Annotated in this window: 13 protein-coding genes; 6 read left to right on the top strand and 7 right to left on the bottom strand. The window is 43.2% G+C overall.

The window, feature by feature from the left end:
- Positions 1 to 89 precede the first annotated feature (89 nt).
- On the bottom strand, positions 90 to 806 hold the full coding sequence (locus BCT49_RS01195; RefSeq protein ID WP_102433833.1) for a GntR family transcriptional regulator: 717 nt from the start codon (positions 804 to 806) through the stop codon (positions 90 to 92).
- Positions 807 to 1,123: 317 nt separating this feature from the next.
- On the opposite strand from BCT49_RS01195, the gene mngA reads away from it, so the two are divergent.
- From mngA to manA, 4 genes are all read left to right on the top strand, one after another.
- On the top strand, positions 1,124 to 3,058 hold the full coding sequence (gene mngA, locus BCT49_RS01190; RefSeq protein WP_004731291.1) for a PTS 2-O-a-mannosyl-D-glycerate transporter subunit IIABC: 1,935 nt from the start codon (positions 1,124 to 1,126) through the stop codon (positions 3,056 to 3,058).
- 238 nt (positions 3,059 to 3,296) lie between these two features.
- Entirely contained in the window at positions 3,297 to 5,966 is a 2,670-nt protein-coding gene (gene mngB, locus BCT49_RS01185; protein ID WP_102433832.1) for a mannosylglycerate hydrolase, read from the top strand.
- Positions 5,967 to 6,011: 45 nt separating this feature from the next.
- Positions 6,012 to 7,178, top strand: a complete 1,167-nt coding sequence (locus BCT49_RS01180) for a glycerate kinase (RefSeq protein WP_102433831.1) — start codon at positions 6,012 to 6,014, stop codon at positions 7,176 to 7,178.
- Between the two features lie 2 nt (positions 7,179 to 7,180).
- Positions 7,181 to 8,368 (top strand): mannose-6-phosphate isomerase, class I, encoded by a 1,188-nt coding sequence (gene manA, locus BCT49_RS01175; protein ID WP_102433830.1) that lies wholly within the window; start codon positions 7,181 to 7,183, stop codon positions 8,366 to 8,368.
- Positions 8,369 to 8,598: 230 nt separating this feature from the next.
- Here the strand turns inward: manA and BCT49_RS01170 are convergent, their stop codons facing one another.
- The 3 genes from BCT49_RS01170 to BCT49_RS01160 form a co-directional block, all read right to left on the bottom strand.
- Positions 8,599 to 8,889, bottom strand: coding sequence for a putative quinol monooxygenase (locus BCT49_RS01170; protein WP_102433829.1), 291 nt, complete (start codon positions 8,887 to 8,889; stop codon positions 8,599 to 8,601).
- 202 nt (positions 8,890 to 9,091) lie between these two features.
- The gene (locus BCT49_RS01165) at positions 9,092 to 10,462 is read right to left on the bottom strand and encodes an endonuclease/exonuclease/phosphatase family protein (protein ID WP_102433828.1); all 1,371 of its coding nucleotides are present in this window, start codon (positions 10,460 to 10,462) and stop codon (positions 9,092 to 9,094) included.
- A 279-nt stretch (positions 10,463 to 10,741) separates the two neighbouring features.
- Positions 10,742 to 11,884, bottom strand: coding sequence for an acyl-CoA desaturase (locus BCT49_RS01160; protein WP_102433827.1), 1,143 nt, complete (start codon positions 11,882 to 11,884; stop codon positions 10,742 to 10,744).
- A gap of 166 nt (positions 11,885 to 12,050) precedes the next feature.
- Here BCT49_RS01160 and BCT49_RS01155 point away from each other — a divergent pair, with 166 nt between their 5' ends.
- The gene (locus BCT49_RS01155; RefSeq protein WP_102433826.1) at positions 12,051 to 12,596 is read left to right on the top strand and encodes a GNAT family N-acetyltransferase; all 546 of its coding nucleotides are present in this window, start codon (positions 12,051 to 12,053) and stop codon (positions 12,594 to 12,596) included.
- A 154-nt stretch (positions 12,597 to 12,750) separates the two neighbouring features.
- Here the strand turns inward: BCT49_RS01155 and BCT49_RS01150 are convergent, their stop codons facing one another.
- The 3 genes from BCT49_RS01150 to BCT49_RS01140 all read right to left on the bottom strand — a co-directional run bounded on the left by BCT49_RS01150 (position 12,751) and on the right by BCT49_RS01140 (position 16,230).
- Positions 12,751 to 13,839, bottom strand: coding sequence for a GGDEF domain-containing protein (locus BCT49_RS01150; protein WP_102433825.1), 1,089 nt, complete (start codon positions 13,837 to 13,839; stop codon positions 12,751 to 12,753).
- Positions 13,840 to 14,024: 185 nt separating this feature from the next.
- Positions 14,025 to 14,960 carry a ribosome biogenesis GTPase YlqF gene (gene ylqF, locus BCT49_RS01145; RefSeq protein WP_029224358.1) on the bottom strand — a complete coding sequence of 312 codons (936 nt, stop codon included), beginning with the start codon at positions 14,958 to 14,960 and terminating at the stop codon, positions 14,025 to 14,027.
- A 310-nt stretch (positions 14,961 to 15,270) separates the two neighbouring features.
- Positions 15,271 to 16,230, bottom strand: coding sequence for a peptidoglycan DD-metalloendopeptidase family protein (locus tag BCT49_RS01140; protein ID WP_102433824.1), 960 nt, complete (start codon positions 16,228 to 16,230; stop codon positions 15,271 to 15,273).
- Positions 16,231 to 16,488: 258 nt separating this feature from the next.
- On the opposite strand from BCT49_RS01140, the gene BCT49_RS25970 reads away from it, so the two are divergent.
- A partial coding sequence (locus tag BCT49_RS25970) for a hypothetical protein (RefSeq protein WP_206747743.1) occupies positions 16,489 to 16,671 on the top strand: 183 nt, incomplete at its 3' end.

The raw sequence follows: 16,671 nt of genomic DNA, 5'->3' as shown, positions 1-16,671 counted from the left end.
GTAGAACTGAGGTTTGTTGTTTAGGGAATGAGGGCTTTCACAGAGGACGGGCGTCCTCTGTGTTAGTCATAGCAATACTTGATTGAGCTTTATCTTTGGCGTCTTGCGACCAAAGTGAATCGGTAATCGTTAGATGTGAAGTAGTTTCGGCTGTATTCAAATACCGTATTATTGGCAAGATAACCACGAGTGCGCTTTTCAATAATCGGTTGAGCAGGGTCGATATCCAACTGTTTAGCCACGTCTTCAGGTGGAAGAATCGGAACCAGTTCTTGCTCACTTCTATCAATCACCATGCCTTTGGTGTTTTCAATAAAGTCGTATTTTGATGTTTGCATCACTTGATAGGTAAGATCCGGGAATAGGGCAACGGGCAACCAGGTTTCTTCAACCGTGATTGGGTTGTTGTCTATGAAACGAACACGCTTTACGTAGAAAACCAATTCGCCTTCTTTGATATCTAGATGTTCAGACATCGCCAAAGAGCAGGGTTTCATTTCAAAGGCCAAAACCTCACTGTGTGTAACCACATCTAAATGCGCCCACTTTTCTTGAAAGCTCGACTGTTTGTAGATGTCGTAATTGATCTTGTTCTCTTTCACATAAGTGCCGCTGCCTTGAACACTTTCAAGCTCATCGTTTTCGATCAGTAGCTTGAGTGCTTGTCTTACGGTGACACGGCTGACAGAAAAGACTTCACGTAGCTGTGCTTCTGTTGGAAGTGCTTCTCCAACTTTATATTCACCAGAACTGATCTTTTCTCTTATTGCATCGGCGATTTGGCGATACATCGGGAGTCTTGCCATTTTTGCCTCATTTGTGCGCTAGGACAACTAGACTTTGATTAACAACCTGTACCTTAAATACGTAAATTTGCTCTATATAAGCCTTGCTTTAAAGGTTAGTGTGAGCAACGTATCGGTATTTTGTAGTACATATAATACAAATTAAACGATACATAACAAGCTTTCTTAAAGGATTTACCAATACTATTTAAATACAAATTAAATACAAATATGTATTGATGAGATCGTGATCACGGATTAAATGTCTTGAAGTTGTATTATTCTTCTCGTCGACAGGGACGACTGTCGTACTAATCCGTGACTATGGGACAAAGGTTATGAAACTTACTACTCTAACGAATAAGTCGCTCGTAAATCTGCAAACTACGTTTAGCAGTCGAGAAGAAGCGATTTACGCACTTGCTGACCAACTGGATCAGCAAGGCAAGCTGCATAACAAGCAAGAGTATCTTGATGCAGTATTTGCTCGTGAAGAGCAAGGCCCGACAGCGCTTGGTGAAGGCCTAGCTGTACCGCACGGCAAGACAGACGCGGTTAAAGAAGCTGGCTTCGCTGTAGCAACGCTTAAAGAAGACATGAAATGGAAAGGCTTGGATGAAGACGAAGATGTCAATCTTATCTTCCTAATTGCGATTCCAAATGCAGAAGCGGGTTCTACCCACATGCATCTGCTCACTGCACTGACAACGACATTGGTTGACGACGATGTTCGCGAAGCAGTATTAAAAGCGACAACGGCTGAAGAAATCTTTGCGCTTCTTGATGGCGACAACCAACAAGAAGAAAAACAAGACAACTTAGATACAAATGCGCCGACAATTGTATGTGTTACTGCTTGCCCTGCAGGTATTGCTCATACTTATATGGCGGCAGAATACCTAGAAAAAGCAGGCAAAAAGCTTGGCTACAAGGTTCATGTTGAAAAGCAGGGCGCAAACGGTATTGAAGATCGCTTAACTGCGGAACAACTTAATAATGCTGTAGCGTGTGTGTTTGCTGCTGAAGTTGCGATTAAAGAATCTGAGCGCTTTAATGGCATTCCTCGTGTTGAAACCCCAGTTGCAGAACCGATTAAGCACGGTGAACGCATTCTTAATGAAGCGATTGAAGAGTCGAAAAAAGGTAACGGTGCAGAACGTAAAGTGGCTACCGATGACAAACCGAAGAAACTGCCGTTGAAAACTGAGCTTAAACAAGCATTGCTTTCTGGTATTTCTTACGCAGTTCCTCTTATCGTTGCTGGTGGTACTGTTCTTGCGGTTGCTGTTCTTATCGCGCAAATTTTTGACCTGCAAGAGCTCTACGCAACAAAAGATTCTTGGCTATGGATGTATCGCAAACTAGGTGGCGGCCTACTGGGTACATTAATGGTGCCAGTACTGGCGGCTTACACAGCGTACTCATTGGCAGACAAACCCGCACTGGGTCCTGGTTTTGCCGCAGGTATTGCAGCAAACATCATTGGCTCTGGTTTCCTAGGCGGTGTTGTTGGTGGTTTGATTGCTGGTTACGTGATGCGTTGGGTAAAAGAGCATGTTCGCTTAGGCCCTGCGTTTAACGGCTTCCTAACTTTTTACCTTTACCCTGTGATCGGTACTTTGGTGGCAGGTAGCTTGATGCTGTTTGTTATCGGTAAACCTGTAGCGTTCCTAAACCAAGGTCTAACGGACTGGTTGAACGGTATGTCAGGCACTAATGCATTGTTACTGGGTGCGATTCTAGGTCTGTTTGTATCATTCGACTTAGGTGGTCCGGTAAACAAAGCTGCTTACGCATTCTGTTTAGGTGCAATGGCGAACGGTGTTTATGGTCCTTACGCAATTTTTGGCTCAGTAAAAATGGTATCGGCGTTCACTGTAACGGCTTCAACCATGATTGCTCCACGCCTATTCAAAGACTTTGAGATTGAAACCGGTAAATCGACATGGCTACTTGGCCTTGCGGGTATTACCGAAGGTGCAATCCCAATGGCGATTGAAGATCCAATCCGTGTAATCGGCTCATTCTTATTAGGCTCTGTTGTTACAGGTGCAATGGTTGGTGCGGCAGGTATTGGTTTATCGACTCCAGGCGCGGGTATCTTCTCTATCTTCTTGTTACACGACTCAGGTCTAGGCGCATTCTCTGCTGCTGCAATCTGGTTCGGTGCTGCGATTGTCGGCACAGTGATTTCAACGGTTACTCTTCTGATGTGGCGTGGTCACGCTGTAAAAAAGGGTAAGTTTGAAGCAAGTACTGCAACACAGAACTAACTGAATTTTGAGCTCACTTCTAGCTCGTAATTAAAAACACCATATAAAAAATAACGAACAACTTGGCTGTCCTAAATACCTGTGTTCTTAACGGTTTTATTCACACAGATTCTGGGCGTGGTTTTCTGCACCCTAAATTTAGTGGCAGCCAATTTTAACCCCTTGAAAAACTTTAATTTAGTCGTATTTGAGTTCGAATTTTAGATTTACTCGAAGCGACACATTTAGGTAAATGATTATGACTACATCACGCGTACATATTACTCCACACATGCACTGGGATCGTGAATGGTATTTCACAACAGAAGAGTCTCGCATTCTTCTTGTGAACAACATGGAAGAAATCATGAACCGTCTGGAGAACGATCCAGAATACAAATACTACGTTCTAGATGGTCAAACAGCCGTTCTAGAAGACTACTTTGCGATCAAACCAGAGAACACAGAACGCGTAAAAGCATTGGTTGAAGCGGGCAAGCTTATTATTGGCCCTTGGTATTCTCAAACCGACACAATGCAAGTTTCTGGTGAGTCGATTGTGCGTAACATGATGTATGGTATTCGTGACTGTATGAAATTTGGCGATGCAATGAAGATTGGTTACCTACCAGATTCATTCAGCATGAGTTCTCAACTGCCGATGATCTACAACGGTTTTGACATTACACGTGCAATGTTCTGGCGTGGTTGTTCAGAGCGTCATGGCACCAACAAAACAGAATTCTTATGGCAGTCTAACGACGGCAGTGAAGTAACGGCACAAGTGCTTCCTTTGGGTTACGCGATTGGTAAGTATCTTCCACAAGATGAAGAAGGTCTGCGTGCTCGTTTAGATAAGTACTTCCCAGTGCTAGAAAAACCATCGGTAACGAAAGACATCCTATTGCCGAACGGCCACGATCAAATGCCGATTCAAAAAGACATCTTTGAAGTGATGGACAAGCTTCGTGAAATCTACCCAGATCGCGAATTCTCAATGAGTCGCTTTGAAGAAGTATTCGAAAAAGTAGAAGCCGCACGCGATCAACTCGACACAATCAAAGGCGAATTCAACGACGGTAAATACATGCGTGTTCACCGTACGATCTCTTCGACTCGTATGGACATCAAACTGATCCACGCGGAAATCGAAAACAAGATTGTAAACATCTTAGAACCTCTAGCGTCTATCGCTTGGACATTAGGTTTCGAATACCACCACGGTTTGATTGAGAAAATGTGGAAAGAGAGCATGAAGAACCACGCTCATGACTCGATTGGTTGCTGTTGTTCAGACAAAGTTCACGCTGAAATCCTAAACCGTTACATCCTTGCGGACGACATGGCGACAAACCTAATCCACTTCTACAAACGTAAAATCGTTGACCATATGCCGGATCGCGAAGGTTGCGACAAATTGGCGATGTTTAACCTTTCTCCGTACGAGCGTGAAGAAGTGGTGAACACAACCATTACTATCCGTGCTCAAGAATTCTCAATCTTTGATGAAAACGAAACCCCAGTTGAGTACTTCATTCAAGACAAGCGCCAAATTGACCCAGGTAAAGTAGACCGTCAAATCGTTCACTATGGTAACTACGACCCATTCATGGAGTTTGATATTCAAATCAAACGCACTGTGCCAGCGATGGGCTTCACCACGTTACACATTCAAGCTAACGAGAAGGGCGCAGTAAAAGTTGCTGAGCAAAAAGAATACTTGCTAGAGAACGAGTACTACCGAATCAATGTAAATGACAACGGTACTCTGACTATTTTCGATAAAGAGACAGAGCAAGTATTCGACCAAGTACTTCGTTTAGAAGACGGTTCTGATGACGGTGATGAGTACGATTACTCTCCATCTCGTCAAGAGTGGTTACTGTATTCAGACGAATTCCCGGTAGAAACATCGATTGACCACCAAGGCTTCCAATCAGTAGCGAACATCGCTTTCCGCATGAACGTGCCTGCAAACCTTGCAGAGCGTGAAGAGCGCACGGGTCAAAATGGTTTTGTTGAAGCGCAATGCCAAGTGGTATTGAAACAAGGCTCTCGCCGCATCGAAGTCCGCATGGAACTAGACAACCAAGCCGACGACCACCGTGTACGTGTGTTGGTACCAACGCCATTTGTTTCTGAAACTGTCGTTGCTGATAACCAATTCGGTTGTATTACTCGACCAACTAACGATCCTGCAATGGCGGTTTGGGAAGAAGAGAAGTGGAAAGAAGCACCAGTTCCTGTGTATCAGTTAATGAACTTTGCAGCGCTAGAAAACGGCAACGCGGGCATGGCTATTATGTCGAATGGTCTGCGTGAATTTGAAGTGATTGCATCTCAAGGCGATGAGAATAGAGATACCTTCGCACTGACATTATTCCGTGGTATCGGCGTGTTGGGTAAAGAAGAGCTATTGCTTCGTCCGGGTCGTCCTTCAGGTATTAAGATCCCGACACCAGACTCACAAGTGCGCGGCAAGTTGGTATGTGAATTCACACTGTGTGGTTTCTCTGGTAACCACATTGACGCGAATATCATGGCGCAAGCACGTGACAATGTCACTCAAATCGAATGCTACAACAAGATCCCTTACAACGCGATGAAGCTAAACGTAGGCGAGCAAAACCTACCAATGAGCTTCAGTTTGCTATCGAAGCAACAAGCAGGTGCGGTACTAAGCGTACTGAAGAAAGCTGAAGACGAAGATGCGTTGATCATGCGTGTCTACAACCCAGCAGAAACGGGTTCAGTATCGGATTCAATCTCTTTCACTCAAGCGGTTTCAAGCTGGAAAGAGACAAGCATGGACGAGCGCGTTCGTGAAGGTGATATGGCAACTGAAACTTTCGGTGACTTGTCTTTTGGCGACTTATCTTTTGGTGAATTGGCATCTTGCCAAGCAAAAACATTCCAAATCAAATTCTAATTTTAATCACCCGCTCACCTTGGTGGGCGGGAATGGTGAACGACAATGAAAATTGTAATTGCCCCTGATTCATTTAAAGAATCACTCGACGCTCATCAAGTTGCGTCTTGCATTGAGCGTGGGTTTGCCGACGTTTTCCCTCATGCAGAGTTTGTGAAAATGCCACTCGCCGATGGCGGAGAAGGCACGGTAGATGTGTTGCTAGAAGCGCTCAATGGTAACAAGCAAAGCTTGCAAACGACGGATCCTATCGGACGTGAATGCGCGGCTTACTGGGCATCGTTAGAGCAGACTTTTGATGGAACTAAGGTGAAAACTGCCTTGTTGGAATTTGCTCAAGCGTCGGGCTTAGACCGATTAACGGTAGAAGAAAGATCACCTTTAACCGCATCTTCGTTTGGCACAGGGCTATTGATTAAAGATGCGTTAGATCAAGGCGTTGAACAAATCATTATCGGCTTGGGCGGTAGCGCAACTAACGATGCAGGTGCAGGCATTTTACAAGCGTTGGGAGGCAAGTTATTAGACAAGCAAGGCAACGAGTTATCTGGTGGCGGCGCCGAATTAAGTCAGCTAGCAAGCATCGATCTTGATGGGCTGCACCCCAGATGCAAAGAAGTCACGTTCGTGGTCGCTTGCGATGTGAATAATCCATTGTGTGGCGAAAGCGGAGCAAGTGTTGTGTTTGGTCCTCAGAAAGGGGCGTCACAAATTCAAGTCCAACAACTTGATGTTGCTATCGGACATTTTGCCGATATTGCTCAAACCCATACAGGCGTTAATCATCGCGACAGCAAGGGTTTTGGTGCTGCTGGTGGCACACCCCTAGGGTTAAGCCTGGCATTCAATATCCAAATTAAAGCGGGTATCGAGATGGTACTGGATGCGTTGGATGCGGATAAGGTACTTGAAGGCGCTTCATTGGTCGTGACGGGTGAAGGACAGATGGATAACCAAACTCTGCAAGGAAAAACACCTTTTGGTATCGCACAGCGAGCTCTTAAGCAGAACATTCCAACCATTGGTATTGCTGGCTCTTTGGGCAAAGACGTTGAAAAGCTTTATGACTCAATGTCTAGCTTATTTGGAACCGTACGTTCACCTCAGTCCTTAGACCAAGTTTTATCAGAAGCGAGCCAAAATCTGACTCGCAGTGCCCGTAATATCGCTGCCACGCTCAAGCTTGGCGGCCAGATTTTTAATGAGAAGTAATTATGTCTCTATTTAAACTCGACAACGTTATCCAAAACTACGCATGGGGCAGCAAAGACTCCATTAATCAACTATTCGGTATTGTGAACCCGAACCAAGAACCTCAAGCAGAAATTTGGATGGGTGCTCATCCTAATGGTTGCTCAAAAGTAGGCGACACAGGTGAGCCGCTTTCCCACATGATTGATGAAAACAAAACCGATGTTTTAGGCGGGTACACGGCGGCACGTTTCGGTGAACTACCTTTCTTATTTAAGGTGTTGGCAGCAGAAACACCGTTGTCGATTCAGGTTCACCCAAATAAGCGTAAATCTGAGTTAGGTTTTGAGCGAGAGAATTCACTTGGTATCCCTTTGAATGCGTCTAATCGTAATTACAAAGATCCAAACCATAAGCCTGAACTTGTTTATGCGTTGACGTTCTACAAAGCGATGAATGGCTTTCGTCCAATCGACGATATTATTGCCTTGTTCGAAGAAGTGGATATCCCTTCGTTAACGATTGAGCTTAATGTACTTAAAGCCAATGCCGACAGTGATTCTCTGAAGTCTTTCTTTAGCGCAATTATGTCGCTTGAGAGTGACCGTAAAGAGTCTGCGCTTAATGAACTTTATGCGGCGCATGCGCGACCAGCTAAAACGGTTATGGGGCGTGAAGCTCTGCAATACAGCAAAGAGTTCAAACAGCATTATCCAGGTGATATTGGTTTGTTTGCACCATTGATGCTTAACACGGTTGAACTGGCACCGGGTGAAGCGATGTTCCTATTCGCAGAGACCCCACACGCTTATGTTCAAGGTACGGGTTTAGAGATCATGGCAAACTCAGACAACGTGTTGCGTGCCGGTCTCACTCCCAAATATATCGATGTCCCTGAGCTTATCGACAACACAATCTTTGAGCCGATTAAGCCAGAAGATATCCGCCTTAAGCCTGTATTGAAAGAGGGCAAAATGAGCTATCCGATTCCAGTGGATGACTTTGGCTTTGATATCTTGTCTGCGACTGATGAGAGCAAGTCACAGTATCTACGTAGCGCAGAGATCTTGTTCTGTGTGGAAGGAGAGGCGACCGTCACTTCAGAAGGACGGTCAGTTTCTCTTAAGCCCGGAGAGTCGGTCTTTGTAAGTAGTAATTCAAGTGTTTACCAATATCAAGGGAATGGCATTTTGGCTCGTGCTTTTAATTAGTCCCCCGTGCTAGTGATCAGCAAAAGAAATGTCAGAGTGCCACTGTAAAGTGGTACTCAATATTGGATTGATGGTTGTTACCTATCTGTCGTTGACAGTCATGATTATTGACCATACCCGCTACTCTGGCGGGTTTTTTCATTATTAGAATGAGCAGATATAAGCTTGTAGAAAAAATAAACACTGCAATCAGAGCAGGGTTTTTTATTGAATCAGGATGGAGTGACTGGCTAAGCAATATGCGTCATTTTGTTAAGCATAAAGGTTTCAATACAACCTTCAGTCGCAGCCATGTAGTCAGCGATGTGTTGGCTCGCTAAGTGTTTCTCTAAGTGAGCTTCCGACTCCCAATTCTCATGAAAAACAAAGTGAGCAGGGTTGTTGTTATCTTGGTGCAGATCGTAGTTAATACAGCCGTCTTCAACACGGGTTTTATCGATCAATTTAATCATCTCTGATTTAACAAGCTCAGTTTTGTCTTCTTTAGAGACGATCGTTGCAATAATAGTCAGTTTGCTCATTTTCAATTTCTAAGCTGTAAACTCGATAAGTTCCAGTAATATAGTCATATTTCAGATTGAAGAAAGAGCTCTGGAATCCAATAACTATGGTTCTTAGCATCCACAATTCGAGTTTGAGAACATAAAGCTAGTGACAATCGGTTTCGCTCATAAAAAAGCCCTCATAGCAATATGAGGGCTTCTTAGATCTCAATTGAATGGGTTAGTTACTGAAGTCCGCTTTCACCCAGATCATACGGTGATCTGAAGAGACATCCTTTCCGTTACCATAGTCACCAATTCTTGAGTCATTGAATAGCTTACGCCCTTCTTCGTACGAAGCAGCCCAATACACACCAGAATCAACGATGTTCAGAGTTGAAGAAGGCAGAGCGTAATCAACAGCAAGCCCGAATGTAGAAGTAATGCGGTTTGGCTGGGGGTGAAACGATGATTTATCAACGGCATGTTCAGCAGCACCATAACTTGTAGGGTATAAACTGCCGTTAGTGACTTCTTGGTTAACTAACGAGTCGTTGTGCAAGTCTTGCATCACAGAACTAATACCGTCGCCATCAACCGGATCTAAGTTTTGGTCACCCATCATGACAAAGTGTTTGCCTTGTTCTAAACCGCCAGTTTTTCCAGAATCATCATAGATGAACGATTTGTTTTGGATGTATTGGTGCCAGAAGTCGACTTCTGCTGCATTCTGCTCAATGTTCTTACCCACATCAAAAGCAGGAGGAGTAGGGTGAGACATCAGCAAGTGAACGGTTTCTGTTCCATCTTTGGTAGGAATAAGTATTGGAGCATCAACGTGGTTTTTTGACGATAGACGAACTTCTGCCCACTCTTCAGCTGTGTACCACTCGTCGCCACAGTCCATGCCGATAGGGAACTTACTAGGATCATCACACACTGTGATTGTTGGGATGGTTGCACCTTCAAGATCTTTCCATTTGAACTCTTGGAATGTACGAGTGTTGGCCGTGTCGATTTCGTATTTAGACATTAGAGCGAAGGCGTATTGTCCGTGATAGAAACCGAAACCCCAAGCATCTCCAGGCAATGTCCCAGGAGTGCCGTCATTGTCTAAATCAAAACCAAATTCGTTCAGCAAACCGGTATTGGTCGAATAGCTTTCAAAATACGGATATGAGATTGGTTCTAGGTTCGCGTCGCCACCTGCACCTTCAATACTTTGAGCGACAGAAAGGTAGTTTTTCTGGAAGCCTTCGAGCGCTGATTTGTCAGTACCTGTTCCGTCGTTGTTAAACTCAGCCATCATAAGCACATCAGGGCGATTCTTTTGAATCACGGCTGCTACGTTGCGGATCTGAATAACTTTAGCAGCTGTTTCTTTGTCAGCGGCATCAATCGTATTGTTTAAATAATCGGTTACTAGCGTTGCTTGAACACTTGGCTCAATCTGCATTTCCGTTACAAGGTCTTGGAAGGTGGCACGATCAAAAGACAAGTTATAAGTAGCGATCTTTACTTCTTCAGGTTGAATGTAATCAGTGTCGCTGCTGCAACCAATCAAAAGCGCAGAAGAGATGGCGAAAGCGATAGATGTTTTTAACATTTTCATAAAATGGGTCCGCTGATTGCTGAAAGAATTTTGGGACGCGCATGTTATGAGATGGATATCATTCTGTAAGTGACACTTGTCACAGGAAGGGTTCTGTAGTGACATCTTGTTGCATTGGAAGTGTGACATTTGGAACTAGTGTCTGTAATTAGAATAAAGACTTAAAATTCATAAATTTAATTAGAACTGTGAATTAAAAAAGCCCTCATGGCAATATGAGGGCTTTCGCATAAGAAGCAAGCAGCTTTGTTATTTGGGTGTTAAGCGTATGGTATTGTCTTAAGCATATTGTTCCACTGTCATTGCCCAATTTTTCTTCTGTTGTTCGAAGTTCATTTTGATTTGTTGGTAACGAACTTTAAGTACAGAGTGTTCGTATTTTTTCACAACGTTTTCGCGCTTGCTTTCAAGTAGTTGCTTTTTAACTTCGTAATATTCGTTCATATTTGACACGAGTGCATCGAACTCTTGCTGAAGCTTGTCTGCGATTTGTTGCTTGTCGGCACGGTGCATGATTTTTTGCTGTGTGCGCTTAAGTAGCATTGTCGCTTCTGCTTTTTCAATGCGCGCTTGAGGCGTTTTCTTAAGCTTACTCGCTAGGCCCATCAATGAAGCACTCTTAATCAACCATTTCGTTGGATCGTATTGCCACCAGTAAATGCCATTACGGTAGTCGTTCTCAAAGATGTGGTGGAAGTTATGGTAGCCTTCGCCAAAAGTGAGTACTGCTAACACACCGTTATCACGAGCTGTGTTTTTGTCAGTAAAAGGTTGGCTACCCCAGATATGAGCAAGAGAATTAATGAAGAAGGTTGTGTGGTGGTTAAGTACCAAACGAACCGCACCCACGATTAACAACATACCAATCACATCGCCGTAAATTACGCCTAATGCAATAGGAACACCAATGTTCATGAGCAACGCTAGCAGAACGTAGTGCTTGTGCTGCCACATCAAGATCTTGTCTTTCTTCAGGTCGCGACAGTTCTCGTAATCAGTATACATTGCTGTGTTGTAATTACGGATCATCCAACCAATGTGTGAATACCAGAAGCCACGTTTGGCTGAGTATGGGTCTTTGTCGTTGTTGTCGACATGCTTGTGGTGCACACGGTGGTCAGAAGACCAGTGTAGCGCGCTGTTCTGGAGGGCAAATGCACCGCCCAAAGCAAACAGGAATCTTAGGCTTGAATGCGCTTCAAACGCTTTATGAGACCATAAGCGGTGATAGCCTGTCGTGATAGAGAGGTTACAAAAAGTAAAACAGATCGCTAGCCATATCCAGTGCTCCATACCATAGCCAAAAAAGTAGCCATAAACGGGAGCCGCAACAACAGCAAGCAGCATACTAGAAGAAAAAACAAAAATATTGAGCCAGATTAATGGTGGCTTTTTTGTTGATGGTTTGTCAGCACTATTCATTAGCAAATTTCCATTGGGCTTACATCTGTGCGCTAGAATATCAGCGTACACGTGTAAGTCAATATTGAAAGTGTAAACGTGTATTAGTATGTTTTGCTTAAATATTGTATAAAGGTAGTGTGAAATGTAGTAGCAAGTCATAAATGGAAGTACTAAGGGCTAATAAATGGAAATTAAGGTAGCTGAATATAAAGATTATGAGCGGATTGCCCAATTACACGCGGATAGCTGGAAGCTATATTACCGTGGCATTCTTGCTGATGATTACTTAGAAAATGATGTTTTGGAGGACAGATCTGTTATTTGGCAGACTCGTTTGATTAATCCTCCTTTCAACCAACATGTTTTATTGCTTGAAGAAGGTGGTTTACTGGTTGGTTTTGTCTGTGCGTTCGGAAATCACAACTTTGATCGCGGAACCTTCATTGATGCGTTACATGTCGACAGCAATTATCGAGGTCGAGGTGTAGGTAAGCGCCTATTGTCTGAACTCACTAAATGGTTACAGCAATATTATTCTGATTCGGGGCTCTACCTAGAGGTGATGTCCGAGAACCACCAAGCCATCGCTTTTTATCAGGCGATTGGTGGCAAAGAAGAACTTGAGCAAACCTGGAACGCGCCATGTGGTAGCCAAGTCAAAGAGAAAGTGATTTCTTGGGCTTCTCCACAAGAGCTTGAACACAAGACTGCGAGTATTGCGTATTCATAAACGTATCACTGTCGCGAGTTTCCTTTGTAAGAAGATTTTTGTATAAACCTTCTTATAAATAAAGATATGAAAGCCCTCAAACTGAGTCAGTTTGAGGGCTTTTTGGTTATGTTGTTGTTACTTTGAATGCTGTTGCTTTGAGATCCGAATAGGTCTATTCAGACCAAGAGACGCAGTTTCGGCCTTTCTTCTTCGATGAGTATAAAGCTTGGTCTGCGTCATTAATGAGCTGTTCAACCGACCCCAATGCTTGTGTGGCGTGCTTGATACCGATTGAAACGGTCACCTCAAACCTAAGCTGAGTTGGACATGCTAGTAGATCATCGGCGAGCACTCTGATGCCAGCTTCACTTTCGTTCTGAATAATAATCAAAAACTCTTCACCTCCGTACCTAAAGCAGGTGCTGTGTTCTGGCAACGCGTTTTGGATTGCCTCGGCTAATTCCTTGATGACCGCATCACCGGTCTGATGTCCGAAGGTGTCATTGATTGATTTAAAGTGGTCTACATCGATCATGATTGCGGTCATCGACAGCTGGCGGTCAATGTTCGGTTCGATAACCTGATGCAGGTATAAGCGGTTGTAACATCCGGTGAGTGCATCTTGATAAGAGAGAGCTTCAAACAGGTTAGATTGTTTACGTAGCTGAATGGCTTGTTTACGAAGCTGCTCGGATTGAGTAAAGCGTTTGTGCACTTCGAAATCTCGTCTTAAACAAGAGGCTGCAATAAGAATATAAGCTGAAGCGTATACGGAAATCGTTTCTATTTCGTGACTAGGCTCTGCTGCGTAAAGTGATGGCGCCAAGCCAACGATATAGCACAAGAATATAATGGTCAGTGCGCTTAAACTGTATCGAGCGGACATTCTAGAAAATGTCCCCACATAGATCATTACGAGGATGATGCCACCTTGGTAATCCAAGTTCCCAAAATCAATGGCGATACGGCCAACATAGACGAGAAATAGGGCGCTGATGATCAGAAGACAAGCTTCGAGCTGTTGTAAGTGGCTCGGTTTATGTTTGATACAGTAAGCTGCAACGAACATCATGATGACGAAAAGTACCGTTCTTAAAACTACAGGGAAAATGCATTGTGTACCGAAATTGATGTAATCGGAGATAATGAAAGTAAAGAAAATGGTGATAGGTACATAAATGAATTTTACGTACGGTAGATAGATTTCATTGTCGAAATAAGTCTTAAATCGTTGGTTTTGAAATCCGGGGTATGAACGCATTGGAGGTAAATCGCTACTGTGTCGCATTAATTTTGTGCAAGTATGTCTACGAGTTTGGTACTTGTAAATGGAAGTTTTTATTTATGTGACAATATGTTAGTTCTAACATCAACTGTAGGGCTTTTTTATGCTCACGCTCTAACTTTTCGTGGCTAGAGCGTGAAAATAACGTTCGTTTAAAGACGTTAGCGTTTGTTTTTCAAGTAACGCTTGCGACGCTCTTCTTTCTTCTTAATCTGCTGTTCAGCTTTCAGTGCCGCCGCTTCTTCAACTTCGACTAACTCTTTAGTAATCATCTCTGGTAGCTCTAGCGTTACTTTACCTAAAGTACCGTTGCGAAGCTCATGAAGAAGGATTTCAGAACATTTGTGGATGTCTATATGACCGCCTGCACGAAGTGCACCGCGCTTACGGCCAATTGCTTCCATCAATTCGATGTCAGACTCAGGCAGCTCTTCAATTTGGTAGCGCTCTTTCAACAGGTGAGGGTACTGCTTAGCCAAGTACTCGACTGTGTAGAATGCTACTTCGTCGTATTCCATTGCCGTATCTTTCACCGCGCCAGTAGCGGCTAGGCGGAAACCACTGTGTGGATTCTCTACTTTAGGCCAAAGGATCCCAGGAGTATCTGAAAGGATCACGCCGTTTTGCAGATTGATACGTTGTTGGCGACGAGTTACTGCCGGTTGGTTACCCGTTACCGCAATCGTACGTCCGGCCAAGCAGTTGATGATGGTTGATTTACCCACGTTAGGGATACCCATAATCATCGTTCGAATGTTCTTACCCATTTGTTCACGATGCGGTGCTAATTTACGTACTAGCTCCATAACGTGGTTAACTTCTTCTTTAGCGCTGGTGGTAATCGCAATCGCTTTAACGCCTTGCTCTTTTTCGAAGTGCTCAATCCAACGCTCAGTAAGCTCTGGATCGGCAAGGTCGCGCTTGTTCAACACTTTTACACAAGGCTTATCGCCGCGCAGTGAAGAGATCATTGGGTTTTCACTACTGAACGGGATACGAGCGTCCAGTACTTCGATGATCACATCAACCTGTGGGATAACTTCTTCGATTTCTTTGCGGGCTTTATGCATGTGACCCGGAAACCATTGAATAGACATAGAGATAAACCTTGATAAATATATTTGCTGCACATTGTAAGGGTTCGCTAGGGCGTGTAAAGCGCTATATCGCCTAGAAGAACTACAGAAAAAGACATTTGCGCAAAGATTCTTGGGAGTTCAATTGAAATTGACTATTAAGTTACAATTTAGAACGCGGTACTTATGCGGCTAAGCCTTTGATTCAACTGCTAGCAACTTGAAATGAGTTAGTGAGAGAACGCGTTATTTGAGTCGCCTATTTGGACACAAATAATGCGAGTATTTGCTTGGTTTGCCTCAAAAGTAAATCGAATATTACTAGGGAACTCTATGTTGGAGGTTGGTTTGATTGTACCGATTGAGCTAGGCTTTTTATTAGCTGCTTACGTTCAGCTTGAGCAATGTATATAAATTGGTCGTTGTAGCTTTTGTCTGCGTTGATATATTGTTCGAAGTTAACCGGTACTCCAGCAACCGACAACTCTAAATGCAAGTGAGGTCCAGTTGTTCGGCCTGAATTACCAGTAAGACCGATTATCTGACCTTTAGTGATGTATTCCCCAACTAAGACATGTCTTTCTGAAAGATGAAGGTAGCGCGCATAGTTGCCATCAGTGTGTTTTATGGTTAGGTAGTTACCTGCGAAACGGTTATATCGAGACTTCAAAACGACACCGTCGGACAACGAATGAATCTCTGTGCCAATAGGTGTCGCGTAATCCGTTCCAAAATGAGGTGCAATTCGATTCGTTATAGGGTGTTTCCTGTTTAAATCGAATGATGAACTTACTCGATAATGCTGAGAAAGAGGGAATACATAATCATTATTTATTTTATATCCATTTTCGTTATAGATATTATCATCCGCCCCTCTCATAGCAAAAAATTCTATATCACTGCCTAAATAGTAAAAAGCACTGACATATTCTGTGTTTGTACCATCATGTTGGGTTTTTATTGAAAACTTATCACCGTTGTTAACTGATTTAATAATGTCAAAATTATCACCTAATAGACTCAATAGTGATTTTAATTCATTGTTCGTCAAACCAGAGGATAGTATGGAACTGACAAAAGAGTATTTCACAACCCCTGAAACCATTTCAGATGTCGGAGCTGTAGTTGGAATATGAATGTTTTTGGGCTTGGCTATTTTAGATGCCTGTTTTTTATCAGTATTTGAATGGTTGTAGCTTAGTGATATAGCTGTTGAAACGATCAAAAAAACCATCAAAAGGCCAAAGGAAAGGGTGCGGCGACTTAAATGGCTATTTATTTTCAAATACATAAATTATCAATAAAATTCGGTTAATGGATAAAAATAAGAATTAGATCATAATATTTATTTGTTTTTTTTGCATGTTATTTTAGTTCATTCCTTCTTAATGACTGGCTAAAGGCATAGGGTGTGTTTCTAGAGTGATAAAAAACAAACCTTTCACCTTTTGATTTAGCTAAATTGTACTTTACAAGTAGTTATTATGTCATGTTGAGAAAATTTTAGACGATAATATAATCGCGGCAAAATATACTCTGCCAGAATACTATGTTCACTAAAAATACGCTGAAATCAACATTAGGTCTTATTGTTACGTCGCTTATCTTAAGCGCATGTGGCGGTGGGGAAGGTGGAGGTGATAACACCCCGCCAGCTAGGAATACCGGAAGCATCTCAGGTAACGTTTTTGACGCTCCTGTGAGCGGTGCGAAAAGGCTTTGTTGCGTAATT

It is taken from the genome of Vibrio lentus (genome assembly GCF_002875945.1).
Taxonomy (GTDB): Bacteria; Pseudomonadota; Gammaproteobacteria; order Enterobacterales; family Vibrionaceae; genus Vibrio; species Vibrio apostichopi.
Note: the sequence above shows the minus strand (reverse complement) of the source record. Positions and strands in the feature narration are given on the sequence as shown.

Coding starts and splice junctions, on each gene's coding strand:
- BCT49_RS01195 (WP_102433833.1), bottom strand. CDS start 806: ATGGCAAGACTCCCGATGTATCGCCAAATCGCCGATGCAATAAGAGAA.
- mngA (WP_004731291.1), top strand. CDS start 1,124: ATGAAACTTACTACTCTAACGAATAAGTCGCTCGTAAATCTGCAAACT.
- mngB (WP_102433832.1), top strand. CDS start 3,297: ATGACTACATCACGCGTACATATTACTCCACACATGCACTGGGATCGT.
- BCT49_RS01180 (WP_102433831.1), top strand. CDS start 6,012: ATGAAAATTGTAATTGCCCCTGATTCATTTAAAGAATCACTCGACGCT.
- manA (WP_102433830.1), top strand. CDS start 7,181: ATGTCTCTATTTAAACTCGACAACGTTATCCAAAACTACGCATGGGGC.
- BCT49_RS01170 (WP_102433829.1), bottom strand. CDS start 8,889: ATGAGCAAACTGACTATTATTGCAACGATCGTCTCTAAAGAAGACAAA.
- BCT49_RS01165 (WP_102433828.1), bottom strand. CDS start 10,462: ATGAAAATGTTAAAAACATCTATCGCTTTCGCCATCTCTTCTGCGCTT.
- BCT49_RS01160 (WP_102433827.1), bottom strand. CDS start 11,884: ATGAATAGTGCTGACAAACCATCAACAAAAAAGCCACCATTAATCTGG.
- BCT49_RS01155 (WP_102433826.1), top strand. CDS start 12,051: ATGGAAATTAAGGTAGCTGAATATAAAGATTATGAGCGGATTGCCCAA.
- BCT49_RS01150 (WP_102433825.1), bottom strand. CDS start 13,839: ATGCGTTCATACCCCGGATTTCAAAACCAACGATTTAAGACTTATTTC.
- ylqF (WP_029224358.1), bottom strand. CDS start 14,960: ATGTCTATTCAATGGTTTCCGGGTCACATGCATAAAGCCCGCAAAGAA.
- BCT49_RS01140 (WP_102433824.1), bottom strand. CDS start 16,230: ATGTATTTGAAAATAAATAGCCATTTAAGTCGCCGCACCCTTTCCTTT.